This window comes from Bacillus sp. ISL-77 (assembly GCF_018613105.1).
The window spans coordinates 1-18,384 of record NZ_JAGGQY010000018.1 but is presented as its reverse complement, the minus strand read 5'-3'; the positions used below and the strand labels follow the sequence as shown (position 1 = coordinate 18,384).

Sequence of the window (18,384 nt, the reverse complement as noted above, 5' to 3'; positions counted from 1 at the left end):
AGTAGTATGTTGGAAATAACTCCAAATTGAAACTTCCCTTTATCAAATTTAAAGAATTTAATCACGGTTCGTTTGTTCGTATTTTTTGCTATAGAAACGGCGGATTTTATTTTCTGTTTTTCGTGTAGGAATCTTAAATTGTTTAAGGAATTCAAGAAAATTTTTTTCTCCAACCTGATAGTTTTCAACCTCATATTCTAATTCATAATCCTCTTCACTTAGATAAATACTATGGTCCAATACCAGTAAGCCTTGTTTGTAATTGAATTCTACTCGCTCCGTAATTAATGATCCAAAATATTCAATAGTTGAAAAAGAAATTTGGTAGTCTTCGATAAGACGCTGAATGATCCCTGTTGGAAGTCTCCCATGGTGAATTGCGGCAGAGGCTTCCTCTTCCCCTATTATCTGATTTGTCTCTAGCAGCCCTACAGATGCCGGCTGTTTTAAGGTCATTTCGTAAGCCCCGCCCTTTTTACGAATTCTTAGTGCAGAGTTTTTACTTTTTAAAGCAAAATCAGGTGTATCAAAGTAGTGGTTTTCTTGTGAAAATATTTGGTTTTTGTCTATCTTGAAATTATTAAGGAGGCCTTCATATTCTATTCTTGTTAGCATATTTTTAAATTCGATTTCAATATTTTGCTTCATGCCTAACTTCCTTTCAACTAAGTGTTTTCTTTATTATCTCACTTCCAACTTAAACATCAATCCTTGGGAGAAATGGATGAATTATGCTAAAATAGGTAGGTGGACAATGGAGGTAAAGAGATGAAGAAAAATATTGCAATCCTAAAGGCATACATAAAAGAAGATAAACTAATGTTAGAAACAAATGAGCCAATTCTGGAATTGGTTCCTGGGGAACAGATTCTTGTAGATTCTGCCCAATACTCTTTCATTTACTTAATGGAAGATAAAAATGATTATACATATATCGTTTTACATGAACAAATCTGGCCGCTTTTAAAAAATGCCCAGGAAAAAAAGTTACCTGTCTGGGTCACCTTTGATGATGAGCAAAAAGAACTAATAAATTTTCATGATGAATTGGATTATCTCTTAACAAATATTAAAGGTAATAGTAATTATGGAAAAGAATTGGTTACAAAAGTAGAGGGGATTTTCTTAACATAATTTGTTTTGAGGTGAAATCATGAAGCATTGGGACCAATTTTTAGCTCCATATAAACAGGCTGTTGCAGAATTAAAAGTAAAATTAAAGGGGATGAGAGGTCAATTTGAACTCGATGCTACTCATTCACCGATTGAATTTGTGACGGGAAGAGTTAAACCAATCGCAAGTATTCTTGACAAAGCGAATCAGAAAGGAATACCACTAGAAAGATTGGAAGAAGAAATGCAAGATATTGCAGGTATGCGTATTATGTGTCAGTTTGTCGATGACATTCATACAGTTGTCGATTTATTACGAAACCGGAATGATTTTGAAATCGTAGAGGATAGAGATTATATATCCCATAAAAAGACAAGCGGGTACCGGTCCTATCATGTTGTCATAAGCTACCCCGTTCAAACGATACATGGGGAAAAGAAAATCTTAGCGGAAATTCAAATACGAACTTTGGCAATGAATTTTTGGGCGACAATTGAACATACGCTAAGCTATAAGTATAAAGGTGTTTTTCCAAGTGATATTCAAATGCGTTTGCAAAGAGCAGCTGAAGCGGCATTTCGGTTAGATGAGGAAATGTCATTGATTCGTGGTGAAATTCAGGATGCTCAGGCCTTTTTTACAAGAAAGAAAGAATTAAAACAAGAAGAAAAGGATTAATTGTCATAACCGTCTTTTGAAAAGCCATTCAAGTCACAAGGAGCAAAAATACTATGAAATTTGCGATAACATCAAAAGGAGATCAAAAATCAAATATTTTAATGCACAAAATGAGGACCTATTTACTTGATTTTGATCTTGTGTACGATGAGGACCAACCAGATATAGTTGTTTCCATTGGTGGTGACGGGACACTCCTTTATGCCTTTCATCGCTATAGTAGCCGTTTGGATAAAACAGCCTTTGTAGGAATTCACACAGGCCATCTCGGCTTTTATGCAGATTGGATCCCAGATGAAATTGAAAAGCTAGTGATTGCGATTGCTAAAACACCCTATCAAGTCGTGGAATACCCATTGTTAGAAGTGATTATCCGTTACTCACATGCAGGGAAGGAATCAAGGTATCTTGCCTTAAATGAGTCAACTGTTAAAAGTGTCGAGGGGACACTCGTCATGGATGTGGAAATCCGCGGACAGCATTTCGAGCGGTTCCGTGGGGACGGCTTATGCGTTTCAACACCTTCGGGTAGTACCGCCTATAATAAGGCACTTGGCGGAGCGATTATCCATCCGTCGATTTCTGCCCTCCAAGTGGCTGAGATGGCATCGATAAATAACAAAGTCTTTAGAACAATAGGCTCGCCGCTTATTCTCCCTGCACACCATACATGTATGCTTAAACCGGTAAATCGGTCTGATTTTCAAGTGACCATCGACCATCTGACCTTGCTTCATAAGGATGTAAAATCAATCCAATTTAGGGTGCCAGAAGAAAAAATTCGCTTTGCCCGTTTCCGGCCGTTTCCTTTTTGGAAAAGAGTTCATGATTCCTTTATTTCAGATTGACGAGAAGGGGCCATTATTATGACTTCCCCGTTTCAAATGAAGTGGAAAATTAGTGAAAGCGATAGTGGAAAACTTTTAAGAGAATTTTTAAAAAAGGAAGAGATTTCTCGAACGGCCTTAACGGATATTAAGTTCAAGGGCGGCAGTATCCAAGTAAATGGAGAAGAAGTAAATGTTCGATACAGGTTGGCATTTGGGGATGAAGTAATGGTTATTTTCCCCATGGAGAGTCCTAGCGAGGGACTAAAGGGCGAAGAAATCCCGTTAACGATTCTATATGAAGATAAGTATTTGTTGGTTGTTAATAAACCCGCAGGAATGAATACGATTCCGTCTCGAGAACACCCCGTACACAGCTTGGCAAATGCTCTTGTAGGCTATTATCAGCGCAGTGGGCTGCAGGCAACAACGCACATAGTAACTCGGCTTGACAGGGATACTTCAGGGATTGTTCTAATTGCTAAGCATCGCCATGTCCATCACTTGTTCAGTTTGATGCAACGGGGTGGGCAGGTGAAAAGGACATATGAAGCTTTTGCTGGAGGCAGGATTTCACTAGATAGTGGCACGATTACAGCGCCCATTGGCCGCAAAGGCGACAGCATCATTGAGCGGGAAGTTCGTGCGGATGGTCAATATGCCTGCACTCATTATCAAGTGATCGAGAAACATATTGCATTTACCTATTTGGAGCTCACACTTGAAACCGGACGAACCCATCAAATTAGAGTCCATATGTCTTATTTAAACCATCCTTTGCTGGGTGACGATTTGTATGGGGGAGATCTATCATTAATTGCTAGGCAGGCTCTTCATTGTAAAAGAATAAAATTTATTCATCCATTTTCAGGAGAGGAAATGATTTTTACTGCAACATTACCGAGGGATATGGGTGAAATTTTAGAGGCTGACTCGCTTTTATAGGAGGCAGCCTTTTTAATTTGAGCTTGCGTGCGATCCCGCTTTTTCAATTTCAATCAAATTGCTTAAATTTTTCCTCTACATATGGCATAGTAGATTTAATAGAAACCAATTCCATTTCAGGATATCTTAAGGCGGTTAGGTTTCCTCCGAAGACTGCCCCAGTATCAATATTATAGGTATTATTGATGATTCTTGGCTCATTCACAGGAGTATGTCCGTAAACGATACATGCTTCACCGTGATACTCTTTGGCCCAATCTCTTCTTATCGGTGACCCGTCAGGGTGTTTTTTACCTGTTATATCGCCGTAAAGGACAAATTCTTTGACCTTAGCATGCGATTGTCCGATAAATTCCTGCTTAATCCCTGCATGGGCAATAATAAGCTTTTTGTTGTCTAATACTAAATATAATGGAGCCCTTTCATAAAGTTCGGTGAATTTTTTTCGAATGGATTGCTGCTCTTTTTTATATAATGATTCATATTCGGCAACTGTTGTTTCTAACCCGTGGGCAATCTGAACTTTGTTGCCAAGGAAGAAACGGTATAACTTATTACAATGATTCCCTGGTGTATAATAGCCTGTTTTTTCTTTAATGACTAACTGCCATACAATTTCGATTACGTTAAGTGAAGCAGGTCCCCGGTCTGTTAAATCGCCGAGAAATCCCAGTACTCTATTATTGGGATGTCTCGGGATACCGTTTTCCCATTTATAACCAAGTGTAATGGTAAGTTCCTTTAATTCCGTTAAACACCCATGAATATCACCGATTATATCAATTTTCATAAATTCAACTCCCTTATATCGATATTTTTTGCCTAAGAGTTAGTTTTTATAAAAAGGATTCTAATCTAAAACTTTTTTGAGAGGAGTTACACGAATGGAGCAGCAGGTTTCAGTTATTTCTTTATTAATTGTTGTTACGATGGCATTTTTAACACCGATTCTTTTACATCGGTTTAAATTGAATTATATCCCTGTGGTCGTCGCTGAAATTATTATGGGATTGGTCATCGGTAAAAGCGGTTTTGATGTGGTTCACGAAGATATGTGGCTCTCAACCCTATCGACCTTAGGGTTTATTTTTCTCATGTTTTTAAGCGGACTTGAGATTGACTTTACGGCCTTTGCTGGGAGGAAATTGCGTAAAAAGCTTCCCAATGGAAAAAAAGAGCCCAATTCATTTGTAGTCGCGGGGCTAATCTTTGCAGGTATCTTTATTTTCTCCCTGGGTTTATCCTTTTTGTTTGTGATGGCAGGTTTTATTGAGAATGCCTTTTTAATGACACTGATCATTTCGACCATATCATTGGGTGTTGTTGTGCCTACCTTGAAAGAGGCGCATCTGATGAAAACCGTCATCGGACAAATTATCTTATTGGTTGCGGTTATAGCCGATTTAGTGACGATGATATTGCTTGCTGTCTTTGTATCGCTATATGAATCAGGGCATGGAAATACGTGGCTGTTACTTATTTTATTTGCCGCAGGTATCGTTCTTTATTTTCTTGGCAAAAGATTTAAAAATCGAACCTTTATAGAAACACTTTCAACGGGGACCGTTCAAATAGGGACGAGGGCCGTGTTTACACTGATCATCGTATTAGTAGGGCTTTCTGAAACAGTGGGTGCAGAAAATATCTTAGGAGCGTTTCTAGCAGGTGTCCTTGTTTCGTTGTTATCACCGAACCAAGAGCTTGTACATAAGCTAGACTCATTCGGGTATGGATTTTTGATTCCCATCTTTTTTGTAATGGTGGGGGTAAATCTTGATATCTGGTCCCTTTTTAATGAAAAAAAACTCTTATTATTGATACCGCTGCTATTACTGGGGCTGCTTTTATCAAAACTTATCCCCGTGTATATTTTGAAAATTTGGTATGAGTTGAAAACAGTCATTGCATCGGGTTTTTTACTCACTTCAACACTTTCCCTAGTCATTGCAGCGGCGACAATAGGAGAGAGGTTAGAAATCATAACCCCGCAGATGAGTGGCACATTAATATTGGTTGCTGTAATTACGTCTATTATTACACCGATTGTTTTTAAAAAGTTATTCCCTAAAGAAGTGGTCGCTAATAAAAGGGTAAGCGTGGCATTCTTAGGTGCCAATCAGACCACATTGCCCGTCTCACGAGAATTAAAGTCAGGCTTGTATGATCCAATCTTGTATCATACACAAATGGAGAAATCAGAAAAGCAAATTGCTAATTCTCTTTTTGACATAGTTGAAATTCCTGATTATTCTCTTGAAACGTTGGAGAATACAAACGTCTTTCAATCAGAAGTTGTAGTGATTTCAACAGGTGATGAAAGAGTAAATGCTACACTTTCTGTAGCTTCGAAAGAAAAAGGAGTTTCTAGGGTCATTGCCCGAATAGAAAGTCCTGATTTAGAGGAAAGTTTACGGGATCATAATATAGAAGTGTTTTCTGCGTTTATGTCAACCAAAGTATTGCTCCGGGCCTTAATTGAATCACCAACCTTGTTAAATATATTAACAAATCAGGAGACAGGACTTTATGAAATTGTTATGCTAAATAGGCAATTTGATGGGATGTCTTTACGGAGATTTCCTTTTACAGGAGATATCATATTTGTCCGAATTTTCCGTGGCAAGGATTCCATCGTCCCACATGGAGATACAGAGCTGCAAATGAATGACCGCTTGATTGTAACTGGATCGAAGGAATATGTGGATGAACTGAAAAGAGAGTTAGAATTCTGCGAAACCAGTTAATATTTGATTGAAAAAGTGTTGTTTGATGTGTTGAACTTTTCATTTTTCGTAAATTAGTGTAAAATTAGTACCAAGTACTAATAACTCATGTAATAGTAGGAGGACTTTTTCAATATGAATCTTTCTTTATCTGGAAAAACTTATGTAGTAATGGGTGTTGCTAATAAACGCAGTATTGCATGGGGAATTGCCCGCTCATTGCACAATGCAGGAGCAAGATTAATTTTTACCTATGCAGGTGAAAGATTAGAAAGCAGTGTTCGTGAACTTGCTAATTCGTTAGAGACTGAAGGGACACTTGTTTTACCGTGTGATGTTACACGCGATGAAGACGTTGCGAAGTGCTTTGCTGAAATCAAAGATTCAGTTGGGGCAATTCATGGGGTAGCACACTGCATCGCATTTGCAAATAAAGAAGAACTAAGCGGTGAGTATATGAACACAACTAGAGAGGGCTTCATGCTCGCTCATAATATCAGCTCATATTCCTTAACAGCCGTAGCGAAAGAAGCACGAGGATTGATGGTTGAGGGTGGAAGCATTGTCACGTTGACGTACTTAGGTGGAGAACGTGCAATCCCGAACTATAATGTTATGGGTGTAGCCAAAGCATCTCTAGATGCTAGTGTTCGTTACTTATCCGCAGACCTTGGAAAAGATAACATACGTGTAAACTCGATTTCTGCAGGTCCAATTCGAACATTATCAGCAAAAGGAATAAGTGATTTTAATTCAATCTTAAAAGAAATTGAAGAAAAAGCTCCATTACGTAGAGCTACCACTCCAGAAGAAGTTGGAGACACTGCTTTGTTCCTTTTCAGTGATCTTTCCCGTGGAATTACTGGCGAAAATATTCACGTTGATTCCGGTTACCATATCCTATAATAATGAAGAAAGGCCCGCAGTCATTGCGGGCCTTTTTCATGCAGTAAATTTCTTATTTTCTTATGAACCAGTATGGGCATCTAGCATAGATATAATGTGTAGGATTACGTAAATGGAGGTACAGAGCATGTCGGAAAAGAAAAGTAAAGGACCATTACTCTATATACACCAGCCGTTTGCAAGGACTCCTGCAACTAACATGCAGGACATTTATACGAGCAGACAGGAAGAAGAAGAGCTGGTTGAGAAAGAAATGCCGTTAGAGGCTGAAAGCAAAAAGAAAATTTCTCTTTTAAAAAAGGAAATAGTTCAAGAGCCAATAGGAACGGAAGTATCTAGATCAGATAATCCAGCAACAAAATCACCAACATCGATTCAGGAAAGGCAGCGTTCTCCCTTTAACAGGGTGAAACCCTTTAAAGAAATGGATATTAAAGAACGTTTGGATTATTTAATCAACTATCCAAAAGTCCTTCCGCCTCCACCATGCGTTTTTATTACCGAAGAAAAAAATTATCAGGGATACCTAACTGTGTACGATGGAAACGAAGTAACGATTCGATTTCATGATCAATCAACTAATACAGTGCCAGTCCATGCACTTAAAGGGGTTATCTTGATTGGAATCAAAAAATAGAGACATCAAAAAAGCCAGCCGATTATACCGACTGGCAATATTTTTAGTTGCAAATTCCTAAGTTAACATCCGCAATACATTGAACAGCGCAGAAGCATCTTAAGTCAACTGTAATGCAATCGTTACTTGCGCGGAAACGTTCAACCTGACAAACCTTATCGAGGTTGATACAACACTTATCTCCACCTGAAACTAAGTTTACTGGGCAGAAAGTTCCACCTTCACGGCGACCAGGTACTAATACACGAAGTGTAGCACAGCAGTTATCAAATACATCTTCGACACGGAAGTAGATGGATACACATGCATTGTTTTCGTTACTAAAGAAAGCGTGGAATGGTGAACCATCCGCAGTACTTAAAACAAATACACGAGTATCAACTGGATCTCTCCTTGCTGGTGATACCAATGTACCTAGTGGCTCATTGAAGCAACTGGAACATTCAGGACATTCATCTTCTTCTACAGCATTATCTTGGATATCCTTAATTGCACGAACGACTTCGCAAACACAATTACCTTTATGAAAATCATGATCATTTCCACAACCCATTTATTTTTCCTCCTTAATCCGATATATATCTTACATTATTAACATATTTCACAGAGCACTTTTGGGTAACGGGCAATAGCCTTGTTTGAGTAAATTAGGCGACAAAAATGTCTATGAAAGGAAGAAAGGAAACACAACATGAAAATAACTTTATTAAACCTGATTATTCTATCACTTGCGTCTTTTAGGCTAACAAGATTATTTGTTTTTGATAAAATAACCGAATTTATTCGGGAGCCTTTTTTCAATGAAATCAAAGAAGTAGATGAGTATGGTGAAATCGAGGTTTATTATTTACCAAAGGAAAAAGGGGTCAAAAAGTTCCTCGGTGAACTTCTTAGCTGTTATTGGTGTACAGGGATATGGACTTCTGTAGGAGTTGTCAGTATATCACTTCTATATCCAATCGTTTCCTACCCTATTATATTAATTTTAGCGGTTGCTGGCATTGCATCAATATTGGAGTCAATTGTACAGTATTTTATCGAAAAATAAGGTGTTTGCTGAGACAAGACCTACATCTTGGTCATATTCTAATACAAGTAGGAATGAATTGATAGCAAGGGAGAGAGAATTAATGAGTCAGAAAAAAAGGAGAAACCAATATACAAACACAACACAAGGTACAGAAACGACACAAGATATAGAAACAACACAATCAACTCACACGTATCAACCGTCAAAATCCATAAAGCAAAAAGGTTCAGGTTGTGGGTGCGGAAAAAAAACTTCTAAATAGGCTTAAGGGGACTGCCAGATTGACTGGCAGTTTTTTTGTTTTACGAAGGAAAATATATAAATTACTCGTAACTAGTCATAATTTTAGACAATATCGAAAAAACTACCTATAGTGATGGTTAAAAAACGGAATAAGGGATGGGAATCAAATGAAAGCTATTCATCATTGGGTATTATTCGCTTGTTTATTATTACTCTCCTCCTGTAGTCAAAATCCACAGGTTAAGGATAGTCAAATAGCCCTAATGAAAACAACGAATCCTAATCCGATCGTAACCGGGAAAAACATAAGTAAAAATCATGTAAAAGAAATTGAGCATGATGTAAGCGCGTTTCCAGAATTATATGATGTGGCCGTTATAAAAGGGAAAAAAGATACACTAGTGGTATATAAGGTTAAGCACTTGCATCGTTTTAGAATGAAAAAAATTGAAAAAAACATCAACAAAATGCTTGAAGAAAAATATCCCAATGATAACTTTACCATTTCAAGTGACTACAAAATTTTCCTTGAAGCAGTGAGACTTGATGAGAGAATGAAAACCTCCTCTAAATTTTCTCATCAAAGGGCTGAAAAGCGCTTTAACGACATCGTTAAAATGACGAAAGATATGAAGTAAGAAAGGAAGAATGAAGATGGCAACCAGTAAGCAGAAGAACATGACGCCTCAGCAGCGCAACTATCAACAGCTTCAGCAGAAGCATGAAATTAAAAGGCCTGTTTTGAAGAATTGTATGAAGGCATTTTTTGTTGGTGGACTTATTTGTGTTGTCGGCCAAGCCATCAGTTACTTTTATATTTACTTTTTTGATTTTACCGAACAGAGTGTAGGAAATCCGACCGTGGCAACAATGGTCTTTTTATCAATGTTACTCACTGGATTCGGAATTTACGATCGTCTAGGACAATTTGCTGGTGCAGGAAGTGCTGTGCCTGTTACCGGCTTTGGTAATGCCGTAATCTCGGCATGTATCGAACATCGAACGGAAGGCTTTGTTTTAGGTGTGGGTGGAAATATGTTCAAGCTAGCTGGATCGGTAGTACTCTTCGGTGTTTTCTCAGCTTTTGTTGTGGCGCTTGTTAAAACGCTGTTAGTGATTTGGGGGGTTTTGTAATTGCTAAAAGGGCACCAATCTTGGATATTTACAAATCGGCCAATGATCACTGCTACCGGGGTTACTGGTGGACCATTTGAAGCCAATGGAAATTTAGCCAATGATTTCGATTTATTATATGAAGACTTATGGATGGGAAAGGAGTCTTATGAAAAAGCCCATCGTTTACTATTAGAAGAAGCAATTAAAACAGCTTTACAAAAAGGGAATGTTGAGAAAGAGCAGATTCAATTTTTATTTGCTGGAGACTTAATTAATCAAATTACGCCAACCAGTTTTGCGGCAAGGACAATGCAGATTCCATACTTTGGTCTGTTTGGGGCTTGCTCAACGTCCATGGAAGGGCTGGCCTTAGCCTCTTTTGTGGTAAATTACCAAGGGGCAAAATACGTGCTTACGGGTGCTTCAAGTCATAATGCAGCAGTCGAAAAACAGTTTCGATACCCAACAGAGTATGGAGGTCAAAAGCCTCCGACTGCACAATGGACGGTAACAGGTGCTGGAGTAGCACTTGTGCAACCAAATGAATCTGGAAAGATGCATCCAGTAACAACTTCGGCAACGATTGGAAAAGTCATCGATATGGGATTAACCGATCCGTTTAATATGGGAGGCGCGATGGCACCAGCAGCAGCTGATACAATTATGGCCCATTTCCGCGATCTTCAAATAGAACCCTCATATTATGACTTGATTGTCACTGGGGACCTCGGCCGAGTTGGTCATGATACAGCTTTCGAGTTAATCAATAAGAGTGGACTTCAATTAGAACGAAAACAATTTCAGGATTGTGGTTTATTAATGTATAAGGATGATCAGCCTGTACAATCGGGGGGAAGCGGTGCGGGATGCTCAGCCACAGCCTTGTATGGGCATTTACTGAACCAAATGAAAAAAGGTACATATAAACGAATCTTAGTAGTTGCGACGGGGGCTCTGCTATCCCCGCTCAGCTTTCAGCAAAATGAATCAATACCATGTATTGCACATGCTGTTGCCATTGAAATGAATGGAGATAAGGGGTGATCCTATGCTAGCGATGTTTTTCTGGGCATTTGTTATTGGTGGGCTAATCTGTGTTCTAGGGCAGCTTTTATTTGATGTTGCCAAGCTTACACCCGGTCATACACTAAGTTTGCTCGTTGTCATTGGAGCTATATTAGATGGTTTTGGACTTTATGAGCCCCTAGTTGACTTTGCAGGGGCAGGTGCTACCATTCCAATTACCAGTTTTGGAAATTCATTAGTCCATGGGGCACTTCAGGATGCAGAGAAACATGGGCTGATAGGAGTACTGACCGGTATGTTCCAAGTGACAAGTTCCGGTATCTCTGCAGCGATTATTTTCGGTTTTATTGGTGCACTAATTTTTAAACCTAAAGGGTAAATTAATCATTTTTAAAACCAAATTACTGAAATAGATGTCGCGCCTACACACAGTATAAAGTAATTTCATATGTTATTAATGAGATTACAGAAGTGAGGTGACATTCTATGTGCTTTGGATATGGCGGCTACGGCTACGGTGGTGGGTACGGCGGCGGTTCAACTTTTGTATTAATCGTCGTATTATTCATTCTTTTAATCATTGTTGGTGCAAGCTTCTATTAATAAACAGTAAGCTTGTATTAATGGAAGGGGTTGGCCAAAAAAAGTGGCCAGCCCTTTCTTTACTTGTCTAGCGTATGCGCCTAAGGGCGCGTACGCTTTTCCTATTTAATTCACCATTTTCCCTTTCCTTCATACAATAAAGTAGTTTATGAAGGAGCGTGATCTTTTACCATGGATAATGGATTTTTTAAAAACATTGAAAAGAAAACGGGCGTTAATATGAAAGATATCTTAGATTTAGCCAATTCATTACAAAATGCGAATTTTAAAGATGAAAAAACAGTCCGTAATGTGATTCGTCGAGTTTCTCAAATTGCCAATAAACCGGTAAATAAAGAAATGGAAGATCAAATTGTAAAATCAATCGTTAACGATGGAAAGCAGCTTGACCTTAATACAATTTCGAATATGATCAATAAAAAGTAAAAGAAGAAGACCACTTTCCTAAGTTTTAGGAATCGGTCTTCTTCTTTTTAGTAAGAGGAACTAGGAACCTTGAGCGATTTGCTTTTTTCCCTCGTCTATTTTGCGGAATAGAAATAAACAGCTGCTCCTTAGCACGAGTCATCGCCACGTAAAATAGTCTTCTTTCTTCTTCGAGTGCAGTAAAGTCACCATTTCGATAGGCTTCCAGGGCAAAATCATGCGGAAGGCTGCCATCGACTGCGCCGATCATATAAACGGTTTTGTATTCAAGGCCTTTTGAGCGGTGGATTGTACTTAGGCTGATTGCTTCATGAAAATGTTTACTTAAATTTTTGATTTCTTTATTCATCGCCGACATATGCTCGGAATGAGCTAGAAACGCTTGAATTTTGTCGAAACTTTTTGCAGCCACCTTTAAATCCTTAAGATCGTCCGATCCTTTTTCAAGTTTATTCGATTCATTTCCGCGTTTTTTTAGAAAATCAAGAAAGCCAATATCTTTCTCGACCTTTTCAATCGCAGAGTGAGGTGAAGAATGCTTTAACCCTCGAATAATCGTGACAGCTTTTTTTAATTTCTTTTCCTGAAATGCATGGGCTGTCGTTAAGTGTGCGAGTGCCTCAAGAAGACTGCAGTCTTTTAGGATACTTTGTGCTTTTAATTCCTTTAGGACTGCCTGCTTTAAAAATAATAATGGTAAAATGTCTGACATTGCTTGCGGGTCATCCTCATTTAAACTCACCTTTAGAAATGCAAGGGCGCTTCTCACAATATAGCGTTCGTAAAAAGCCTCTGCATCCAAATCGATTTTAAAAGGAAGGTTGGAGCCAGCCAGTCTTTCAAACACCGCGCGAGAACCTGCATTGGTCCGATAAAGAATGGCAAAGTCTGAAGGATTTGCACCAAGTGAAATCCTCTCCTGTATATCGGTAACAATCATTGTTGCTTCTTCCTCTTCATCATAGGGAAAAAATAACTGTGGGAGTTTTTCTGATGAAAACTGCGCTATCATTTTCTTTGTTCTTCTTACTTTATTAGCTGCAATCATTTGATTAGCAGCCGAAACAATTTCATGAGATGATCGATAATTTTGATCAAGTGTGACCATTTTGGCATATGGAAAATCTTTTTCAAATTCTAGCAAATAGCTTGGGTCACTACCCCGAAACGAATAGATCGCTTGATCATCGTCGCCAACGGCACAAACATTTTTGTGTTTTCTGGATAAAAGTTTGATCAGCTCATACTGGACCTTATTAATATCCTGAAACTCGTCAATTAAAAAATAATGAAACCGATTTTGATATTGTTCAAGCAGGGAAGGGGTGGTGGCAAACAGTTGATAGCAGCCAATTAGCATATCGTCAAAATCAAACAGACCTTCTTTTTTCTTATAGTCTTCATATCTTTTATATAAAAAGACTGCTTTTTCTTCCCATTCGGTGGTGGGCTTTACTTCATCTGGCATCAGCAGAGAGTTTTTCCATAACCCGATTTGCTGAAGGGCTAAATCATAGGCAAATTCTTTTTCGGACAAGTCGAGTTCTTTGCCAGCTTCCTTCAGGATTTTGTCTCGCTGCCATTCTTTTTTTAGGAGCATATTTGAAGACCAATTAATTGAATCATGGAACATCAGAATGCGATAAAAAATACTATGAAAGGTTCCGGTAACAAGGTGATTGATTTTATCTCGTTTCATTTGCGGATAGGAAAGCAGACGGTTCTTCATTTCAGCAGCAGCTTTTGACGTGAATGTAACGAGCATGATTGTCCTTGGGTCGATGTGTTTGTCATCTAGCATAAACGCTGTTCGTGCTGTTAAGACCCGAGTTTTGCCACTCCCTGCACCAGCAAGGACTAATAAGGAGCCTTCAGTCTCCATGACAGCAGCAGCCTGACTTCCATCAAGAACAACTCCACTGTCTGCAAGTTGCTGTAAATAAGGTGAGTGCTCCTCATGTTTGTCACTTCTTGTCTGTTTAAACGCAACTGTATATTCAATATTTATGGACTTTTTGAAAAGATCCACGCTTTGCGGGGTCTGTGTAATGGTTCTACCCTTTGGGATGTTAAATCCGTTCACTTCGGAAGATTGTTGTGAATCTACTTTTTCCATTATTACAGTGGGTTCTGGGCAATGTATTTCAGGTGAATGTGTATGGAAAAAATGGGGGTCCATCTGAATTCCTAAAAACAATCGAACGTTCCCTTTGCATACAGGGCAGCTCAGTTGACCATTTTTTCCGGCGAGAAATATTTTTTGATATTGATCCCTGCTTAATTGTTCAAGGACAATATTCTGATTTTGATAAATTGCTGTTTTCATAATTTTTTACCCTCTATATCCAAAAATCAAGACATATTCTATCATATCAAAACCTGAGGTTAACTAAAAGGGGGTCATCGATATTGGTGGAATTACCAAAAAAGCACTTACCGCATAAAGCGCCAAGTGCTTCCCTAGTTTATATTTCTTTTACCATCGTTTTATGAGGAATTCCAGCATCCATAAATTCCTCTGAGACAATCTCATAACCAAGTCCTGCATAAAAGGGAATCGCCTGTGTTTGAGCATTAAGCTTTAATTTATGAATATCTTTTTGAAGCGCATAGTTCTCGATTGCATTCATAATCACTTTTCCTGCACCAATTTTCCTTGCGTTTTTCAATACACAGATTCGCTCAACTTTTCCATAGCCATCAACAAAACGAAATCGACCAGCAGCAATTGGAGAACCTTCATCGTACATGACAAAGTGTTCTGCCTCGTCCTCGTAGGCGTCGATTTCCTCTTCGAGAGGGACATTTTGTTCGTCAACGAAAACGATTTTCCTAACTGAATAGGCATCTTCAAGTTCTTTTTGATTTTCTACAATCTTGACTGTCACTTAAACTATTCCTTTCCAAGACGAAATGTTTCATAAACGGTCCAGGAACCATTTTCTAATTGATAAAGTAGATGGAAGCGGTCAACCGTTTCTTCATGATTAATCTTAGTCATGCGCAGTGATCCAAATACATCAGAATGCTCATCATTAGAAAGATTTTGACCAATTGTGATATGAGGAACAAATACATATTCTAAGTTTTGCTCCGTAAATTCTTGATTGACTTCATTATGCAAGGCAGATAGTTCATCGGTCTTGTCCACCTTGAAATATATAACATTATTTACAGGCTGAAAAGAGCTGATTTTTGAAGTCTTTAATGTGAATGCTTTATGGCTAGCAGCTACTCTCCGTAACTTTTCAGCGTATTCCTTAGCTTCTTCTTCAGACGCTTCAAATCCAGTTTTCAATGTTAGGTGAGGTGTAATTAAAGCATAATGCGGGTCATAACGTTTTCGATAGGAATTAGCTAAATCCTGTAGTTTTTTTGATGGAAAAATAACAACTCCAAATTTCATACGTATACCTCCGTTTTGATGAACTGACCTTTTTTAAAATAAAACAAAAAATTAACCTTCCTGATATTATAGCAAATTTTCAAAAAATATTAAACGACTTATCTTGATGTATATTCTAATAAGATTAAAATAGCATTTTAAGAGCCCGTCTTAAATCTGGCTGCCAGTAGGTCCAAGTATGATTTCCGTTAAATTCTTCATAAAAATATGTAATGGGTTTTTCTGAAATTATTTTTGAAAGCTTCCGGTTAGGGGTCAGGAAATCTTCATTTTTGCCATTTGTTGTCTGAACTTCAGTTTCTTGTTCACCTATCACGTGATAGAGTTGTAAAAGCTGTCCATCCGTGAAGTTCTGGACCGAATTCAATACATTTTCATCCACATATGGAGATTGTAGAAGGACTTTTCCAAATGTATGAGGATATTGAAGGGCAGCCATTAACGAAACAGTTGCGCCCAGAGAATCTCCTATAAGCGCTCTGGTCAAGCCCATTTGATAAGTTGGAAGCTCTTGATCTAAATACGGAACTAATTCATGGGCAAGAAAGCGAATGTATTGCTGATTCTGTTCGCCTTCAGGATGGTATTTTCTGCGGCGTTCTTCTACATTCTTATAGGGTACCCCAACAATAATTAAATTTTCAATTTCCTTTTCAAAAAGATACTCGTCTGTTAATCGGCCAATTCTGCCAAGTTGAAAATAATCCCTGCCATCCTGGGCGATTAGCAGCGAATACTTATATAACGGTGAGAAATTTGCAGGCAGATAAACGAGAAGCTGTAAATCTTCTCCAAGCTCCCTGCTGTGAAAGGTAAGTTCTTTCATTGTGCCTTTTGGAAATTTCATGCAATTATTCCCCCAATAATTCGATCTTTACCTCTGCATTATAACAAAACTAAAGTGGAAATGCTTTTAATGATAGTAGGGAAGAATGATATGTGAATGTAGGTAAGAAGGATTAGTGAAGGTAGCGTTGTTTGGTGCGAGATTCAGGCATAATCGATAATATATTTTCCCGTTTAAAGGTGCGCATTTGTTTGCGCAGCAAACAATACGCACGAATGTATTCGTCGTGAACTTCCTTCACAATCAATTTCCGTTGTGAAAGTTCTTGGTTGTTGGCTAAATAAATCATTTCTAATGGAATATTTTCCTCGATTGAACGGATAAAAAGCCCATCCATTTAAATCTCACCTCTCCTTCTTGATAATATTATTATAACCGAACGTAAGTTCTTTATTCAACAAAAATAAGAACTAGTGTTCTATTTATCGAAAAATCTTTTTAGAGGAAAAAGTATTAAAGTTATTGACATTTTTAGCTTTTTTATTATAATTAGATTTGTAGCTTAATAAGAGATCTGTTAGCTCAGCTGGGAGAGCGCAACCTTGACAGGGTTGAGGTCGGGGGTTCGAACCCCTCACAGGTCATTCGGACGGTAGAAACGTTGATATAACGGTGTTCTACCGTTTTTTATTTACGATGACTTATGCGTTGACTTAATCGCAGGGTAGCGCTCCTATTTTCGACAGGGTAGCGCTGGGTTTATGCGTCTTTTGTTCCGTTGACTTAACCGAACAGGAGGCGTTTTTATTTTGGCAGATAAACGGACAGGCAAACGTGTTAAAACCGCTAGGACAACACGGAAAACAGCGCATAACCTCGATTCTTTATTCCAATCATTCAAGGCGATTAAAAAGGCGGAGGGACGTGCGGAGGGAACTCTGAATCAATACGAAGATAATTACGGATATTTTATCGAGTATCTTAATCGGCACGATATCAAGCGATCATTTAAGGAGATATCGAAGGATACCATACGTGACTACATCGTTTATATGCGTGAGAAATGGGTTAAATTCGAGGATCATAAGTTTAAGCCTGAGGAATCGATGACGGTAGGACTGTCGCCATCTACGATCAATACGCGTCTCAAGACTTTGCGTGTCATGTTTAAGTGTTTGCTAGACGAAGGACTAATCGACAGCAATCCGATGGAAGGTGTCAAGAACGTTAGCGAGCCCGAAGAAGAAATCGTTATTCTAAATGCAGATGAATTAAAACGGCTGCTCAACGTGCCTAATCAGCGTCATTATGCAGAGTTTCGCGATTATGTATTGATGCACTTCCTTATTGACGGAATGACTCGAATTAGTGAAACGTTGGGCCTTAAATATTCAGATATTGATTTCGCTACCAGAACGGTCACAATACCGGCCAGTATTGCGAAGAGTAGAAAGGCGAGAACTATTCCGATTCAATCAGTGACGGCCCGCTTATTGAAGGAATTAATTTCGGAGAATAGGGCGGACTTTGACAGCGATTATATTTTTCTTTCAAATTACGGTGAACCATTAACGCGGGATCATTTCCGCAAAAGATTAAATGGTTACGCAAAGAAAGCCAAAATTACTAAGAATGTTCATCCGCATTTATTCCGTCATACATCAGCGACTATGTTCCTGGAGTCAGGCGGAGATATACGGCACTTACAGTTATTGTTGGGACATGCGGACTTGCGAGTTGTATTGCGTTATACGCACTTATCGAAGGAATCGTTAATTAATCAGCACGAAAAGTATTCCGCGATGAATCAGATTACTGGCAAACTGAATAAGCCTCGGAAGATTAAACGATAACCATTGCGTCACCTTAACCGGTGGCGTTTTTATTTCTTGTTCAACTAACGGGGCAGGTTAGCAT

Annotated in this window: 24 protein-coding genes and 1 tRNA gene; 17 read left to right on the top strand and 8 right to left on the bottom strand. The window is 38.5% G+C overall.

Annotated elements, in window-relative coordinates; translation table 11 throughout:
- Positions 1–57 precede the first annotated feature (57 nt).
- Entirely contained in the window at positions 58–648 is a 591-nt protein-coding gene (locus J7E77_RS06500; RefSeq protein ID WP_214713171.1) for a CYTH domain-containing protein, read from the bottom strand.
- A gap of 120 nt (positions 649–768) precedes the next feature.
- Between J7E77_RS06500 and J7E77_RS06495 the strand changes: the two genes are divergently transcribed.
- Genes J7E77_RS06495 through J7E77_RS06480 form a run of 4 tightly spaced genes read left to right on the top strand, consistent with a single transcriptional unit; the run spans position 769 to position 3,564 of the window.
- A complete protein-coding gene (locus J7E77_RS06495) occupies positions 769–1,134 on the top strand; it encodes a UPF0738 family protein (protein ID WP_214713170.1) in 366 nt (121 codons plus the stop codon).
- A 19-nt stretch (positions 1,135–1,153) separates the two neighbouring features.
- Positions 1,154–1,792 carry a GTP diphosphokinase gene (gene yjbM, locus J7E77_RS06490; protein WP_098932878.1) on the top strand — a complete coding sequence of 213 codons (639 nt, stop codon included), beginning with the start codon at positions 1,154–1,156 and terminating at the stop codon, positions 1,790–1,792.
- A 53-nt stretch (positions 1,793–1,845) separates the two neighbouring features.
- Positions 1,846–2,640 (top strand): NAD kinase, encoded by a 795-nt coding sequence (locus J7E77_RS06485; RefSeq protein WP_168242509.1) that lies wholly within the window; start codon positions 1,846–1,848, stop codon positions 2,638–2,640.
- 18 nt (positions 2,641–2,658) lie between these two features.
- On the top strand, positions 2,659–3,564 hold the full coding sequence (locus J7E77_RS06480; RefSeq protein ID WP_214713169.1) for an RluA family pseudouridine synthase: 906 nt from the start codon (positions 2,659–2,661) through the stop codon (positions 3,562–3,564).
- A 49-nt stretch (positions 3,565–3,613) separates the two neighbouring features.
- On the opposite strand, the gene prpE is transcribed toward J7E77_RS06480, so the two are convergent.
- Positions 3,614–4,354 carry a bis(5'-nucleosyl)-tetraphosphatase PrpE gene (gene prpE / locus J7E77_RS06475; RefSeq protein ID WP_214713168.1) on the bottom strand — a complete coding sequence of 247 codons (741 nt, stop codon included), beginning with the start codon at positions 4,352–4,354 and terminating at the stop codon, positions 3,614–3,616.
- Positions 4,355–4,448: 94 nt separating this feature from the next.
- On the opposite strand from prpE, the gene J7E77_RS06470 reads away from it, so the two are divergent.
- The 3 genes from J7E77_RS06470 to J7E77_RS06460 all read left to right on the top strand — a co-directional run bounded on the left by J7E77_RS06470 (position 4,449) and on the right by J7E77_RS06460 (position 7,830).
- Complete coding sequence (locus J7E77_RS06470) at positions 4,449–6,308, top strand: monovalent cation:proton antiporter family protein (RefSeq protein ID WP_214713167.1); 1,860 nt, start codon at positions 4,449–4,451, stop codon at positions 6,306–6,308.
- A gap of 114 nt (positions 6,309–6,422) precedes the next feature.
- Positions 6,423–7,193 (top strand): enoyl-ACP reductase FabI, encoded by a 771-nt coding sequence (gene fabI / locus J7E77_RS06465; protein ID WP_214713166.1) that lies wholly within the window; start codon positions 6,423–6,425, stop codon positions 7,191–7,193.
- A 127-nt stretch (positions 7,194–7,320) separates the two neighbouring features.
- Positions 7,321–7,830 (top strand): CotO family spore coat protein, encoded by a 510-nt coding sequence (locus J7E77_RS06460; RefSeq protein ID WP_214713165.1) that lies wholly within the window; start codon positions 7,321–7,323, stop codon positions 7,828–7,830.
- A 43-nt stretch (positions 7,831–7,873) separates the two neighbouring features.
- Here J7E77_RS06460 and J7E77_RS06455 read toward each other — a convergent pair whose 3' ends face one another.
- On the bottom strand, positions 7,874–8,383 hold the full coding sequence (locus tag J7E77_RS06455; RefSeq protein ID WP_214713164.1) for a CotY/CotZ family spore coat protein: 510 nt from the start codon (positions 8,381–8,383) through the stop codon (positions 7,874–7,876).
- 138 nt (positions 8,384–8,521) lie between these two features.
- On the opposite strand from J7E77_RS06455, the gene J7E77_RS06450 reads away from it, so the two are divergent.
- From J7E77_RS06450 to spoVIF, 8 genes are all read left to right on the top strand, one after another.
- Positions 8,522–8,878 (top strand): DUF1360 domain-containing protein, encoded by a 357-nt coding sequence (locus J7E77_RS06450; protein ID WP_214713163.1) that lies wholly within the window; start codon positions 8,522–8,524, stop codon positions 8,876–8,878.
- A gap of 82 nt (positions 8,879–8,960) precedes the next feature.
- Positions 8,961–9,122 carry a hypothetical protein gene (locus tag J7E77_RS06445; RefSeq protein ID WP_214713162.1) on the top strand — a complete coding sequence of 54 codons (162 nt, stop codon included), beginning with the start codon at positions 8,961–8,963 and terminating at the stop codon, positions 9,120–9,122.
- Positions 9,123–9,270: 148 nt separating this feature from the next.
- Positions 9,271–9,741 carry a sporulation protein gene (locus tag J7E77_RS06440; protein ID WP_214713161.1) on the top strand — a complete coding sequence of 157 codons (471 nt, stop codon included), beginning with the start codon at positions 9,271–9,273 and terminating at the stop codon, positions 9,739–9,741.
- 16 nt (positions 9,742–9,757) lie between these two features.
- On the top strand, positions 9,758–10,237 hold the full coding sequence (gene spoVAC, locus J7E77_RS06435; protein ID WP_088086095.1) for a stage V sporulation protein AC: 480 nt from the start codon (positions 9,758–9,760) through the stop codon (positions 10,235–10,237).
- Entirely contained in the window at positions 10,238–11,263 is a 1,026-nt protein-coding gene (gene spoVAD / locus J7E77_RS06430) for a stage V sporulation protein AD (protein WP_214713160.1), read from the top strand.
- Between the two features lie 4 nt (positions 11,264–11,267).
- Positions 11,268–11,624 (top strand): stage V sporulation protein AE, encoded by a 357-nt coding sequence (spoVAE, locus tag J7E77_RS06425; RefSeq protein ID WP_168242521.1) that lies wholly within the window; start codon positions 11,268–11,270, stop codon positions 11,622–11,624.
- Positions 11,625–11,731: 107 nt separating this feature from the next.
- Positions 11,732–11,848, top strand: coding sequence for a YjcZ family sporulation protein (locus J7E77_RS06420; RefSeq protein ID WP_074432806.1), 117 nt, complete (start codon positions 11,732–11,734; stop codon positions 11,846–11,848).
- 171 nt (positions 11,849–12,019) lie between these two features.
- Positions 12,020–12,274 carry a sporulation-specific transcription regulator SpoVIF gene (gene spoVIF / locus J7E77_RS06415; RefSeq protein WP_168242522.1) on the top strand — a complete coding sequence of 85 codons (255 nt, stop codon included), beginning with the start codon at positions 12,020–12,022 and terminating at the stop codon, positions 12,272–12,274.
- A gap of 25 nt (positions 12,275–12,299) precedes the next feature.
- Here spoVIF and J7E77_RS06410 read toward each other — a convergent pair whose 3' ends face one another.
- The 5 genes from J7E77_RS06410 to J7E77_RS06390 form a co-directional block, all read right to left on the bottom strand.
- Entirely contained in the window at positions 12,300–14,600 is a 2,301-nt protein-coding gene (locus J7E77_RS06410) for a UvrD-helicase domain-containing protein (protein WP_214713159.1), read from the bottom strand.
- A gap of 139 nt (positions 14,601–14,739) precedes the next feature.
- Positions 14,740–15,162, bottom strand: coding sequence for a GNAT family N-acetyltransferase (locus tag J7E77_RS06405; RefSeq protein WP_214713158.1), 423 nt, complete (start codon positions 15,160–15,162; stop codon positions 14,740–14,742).
- A 5-nt stretch (positions 15,163–15,167) separates the two neighbouring features.
- Positions 15,168–15,680, bottom strand: a complete 513-nt coding sequence (locus J7E77_RS06400) for a YjcG family protein (protein WP_214713157.1) — start codon at positions 15,678–15,680, stop codon at positions 15,168–15,170.
- Positions 15,681–15,804: 124 nt separating this feature from the next.
- Complete coding sequence (locus tag J7E77_RS06395) at positions 15,805–16,527, bottom strand: alpha/beta hydrolase (RefSeq protein ID WP_214713156.1); 723 nt, start codon at positions 16,525–16,527, stop codon at positions 15,805–15,807.
- A 112-nt stretch (positions 16,528–16,639) separates the two neighbouring features.
- The gene (locus tag J7E77_RS06390; protein WP_214713155.1) at positions 16,640–16,864 is read right to left on the bottom strand and encodes a hypothetical protein; all 225 of its coding nucleotides are present in this window, start codon (positions 16,862–16,864) and stop codon (positions 16,640–16,642) included.
- Positions 16,865–17,038: 174 nt separating this feature from the next.
- On the opposite strand from J7E77_RS06390, the gene J7E77_RS06385 reads away from it, so the two are divergent.
- Both J7E77_RS06385 and J7E77_RS06380 read left to right on the top strand, forming a co-directional pair.
- Positions 17,039–17,111, top strand: a tRNA-Val gene (locus J7E77_RS06385).
- A gap of 165 nt (positions 17,112–17,276) precedes the next feature.
- A complete protein-coding gene (locus J7E77_RS06380; protein WP_251028005.1) occupies positions 17,277–18,320 on the top strand; it encodes a tyrosine-type recombinase/integrase in 1,044 nt (347 codons plus the stop codon).
- Positions 18,321–18,384 lie beyond the last annotated feature (64 nt).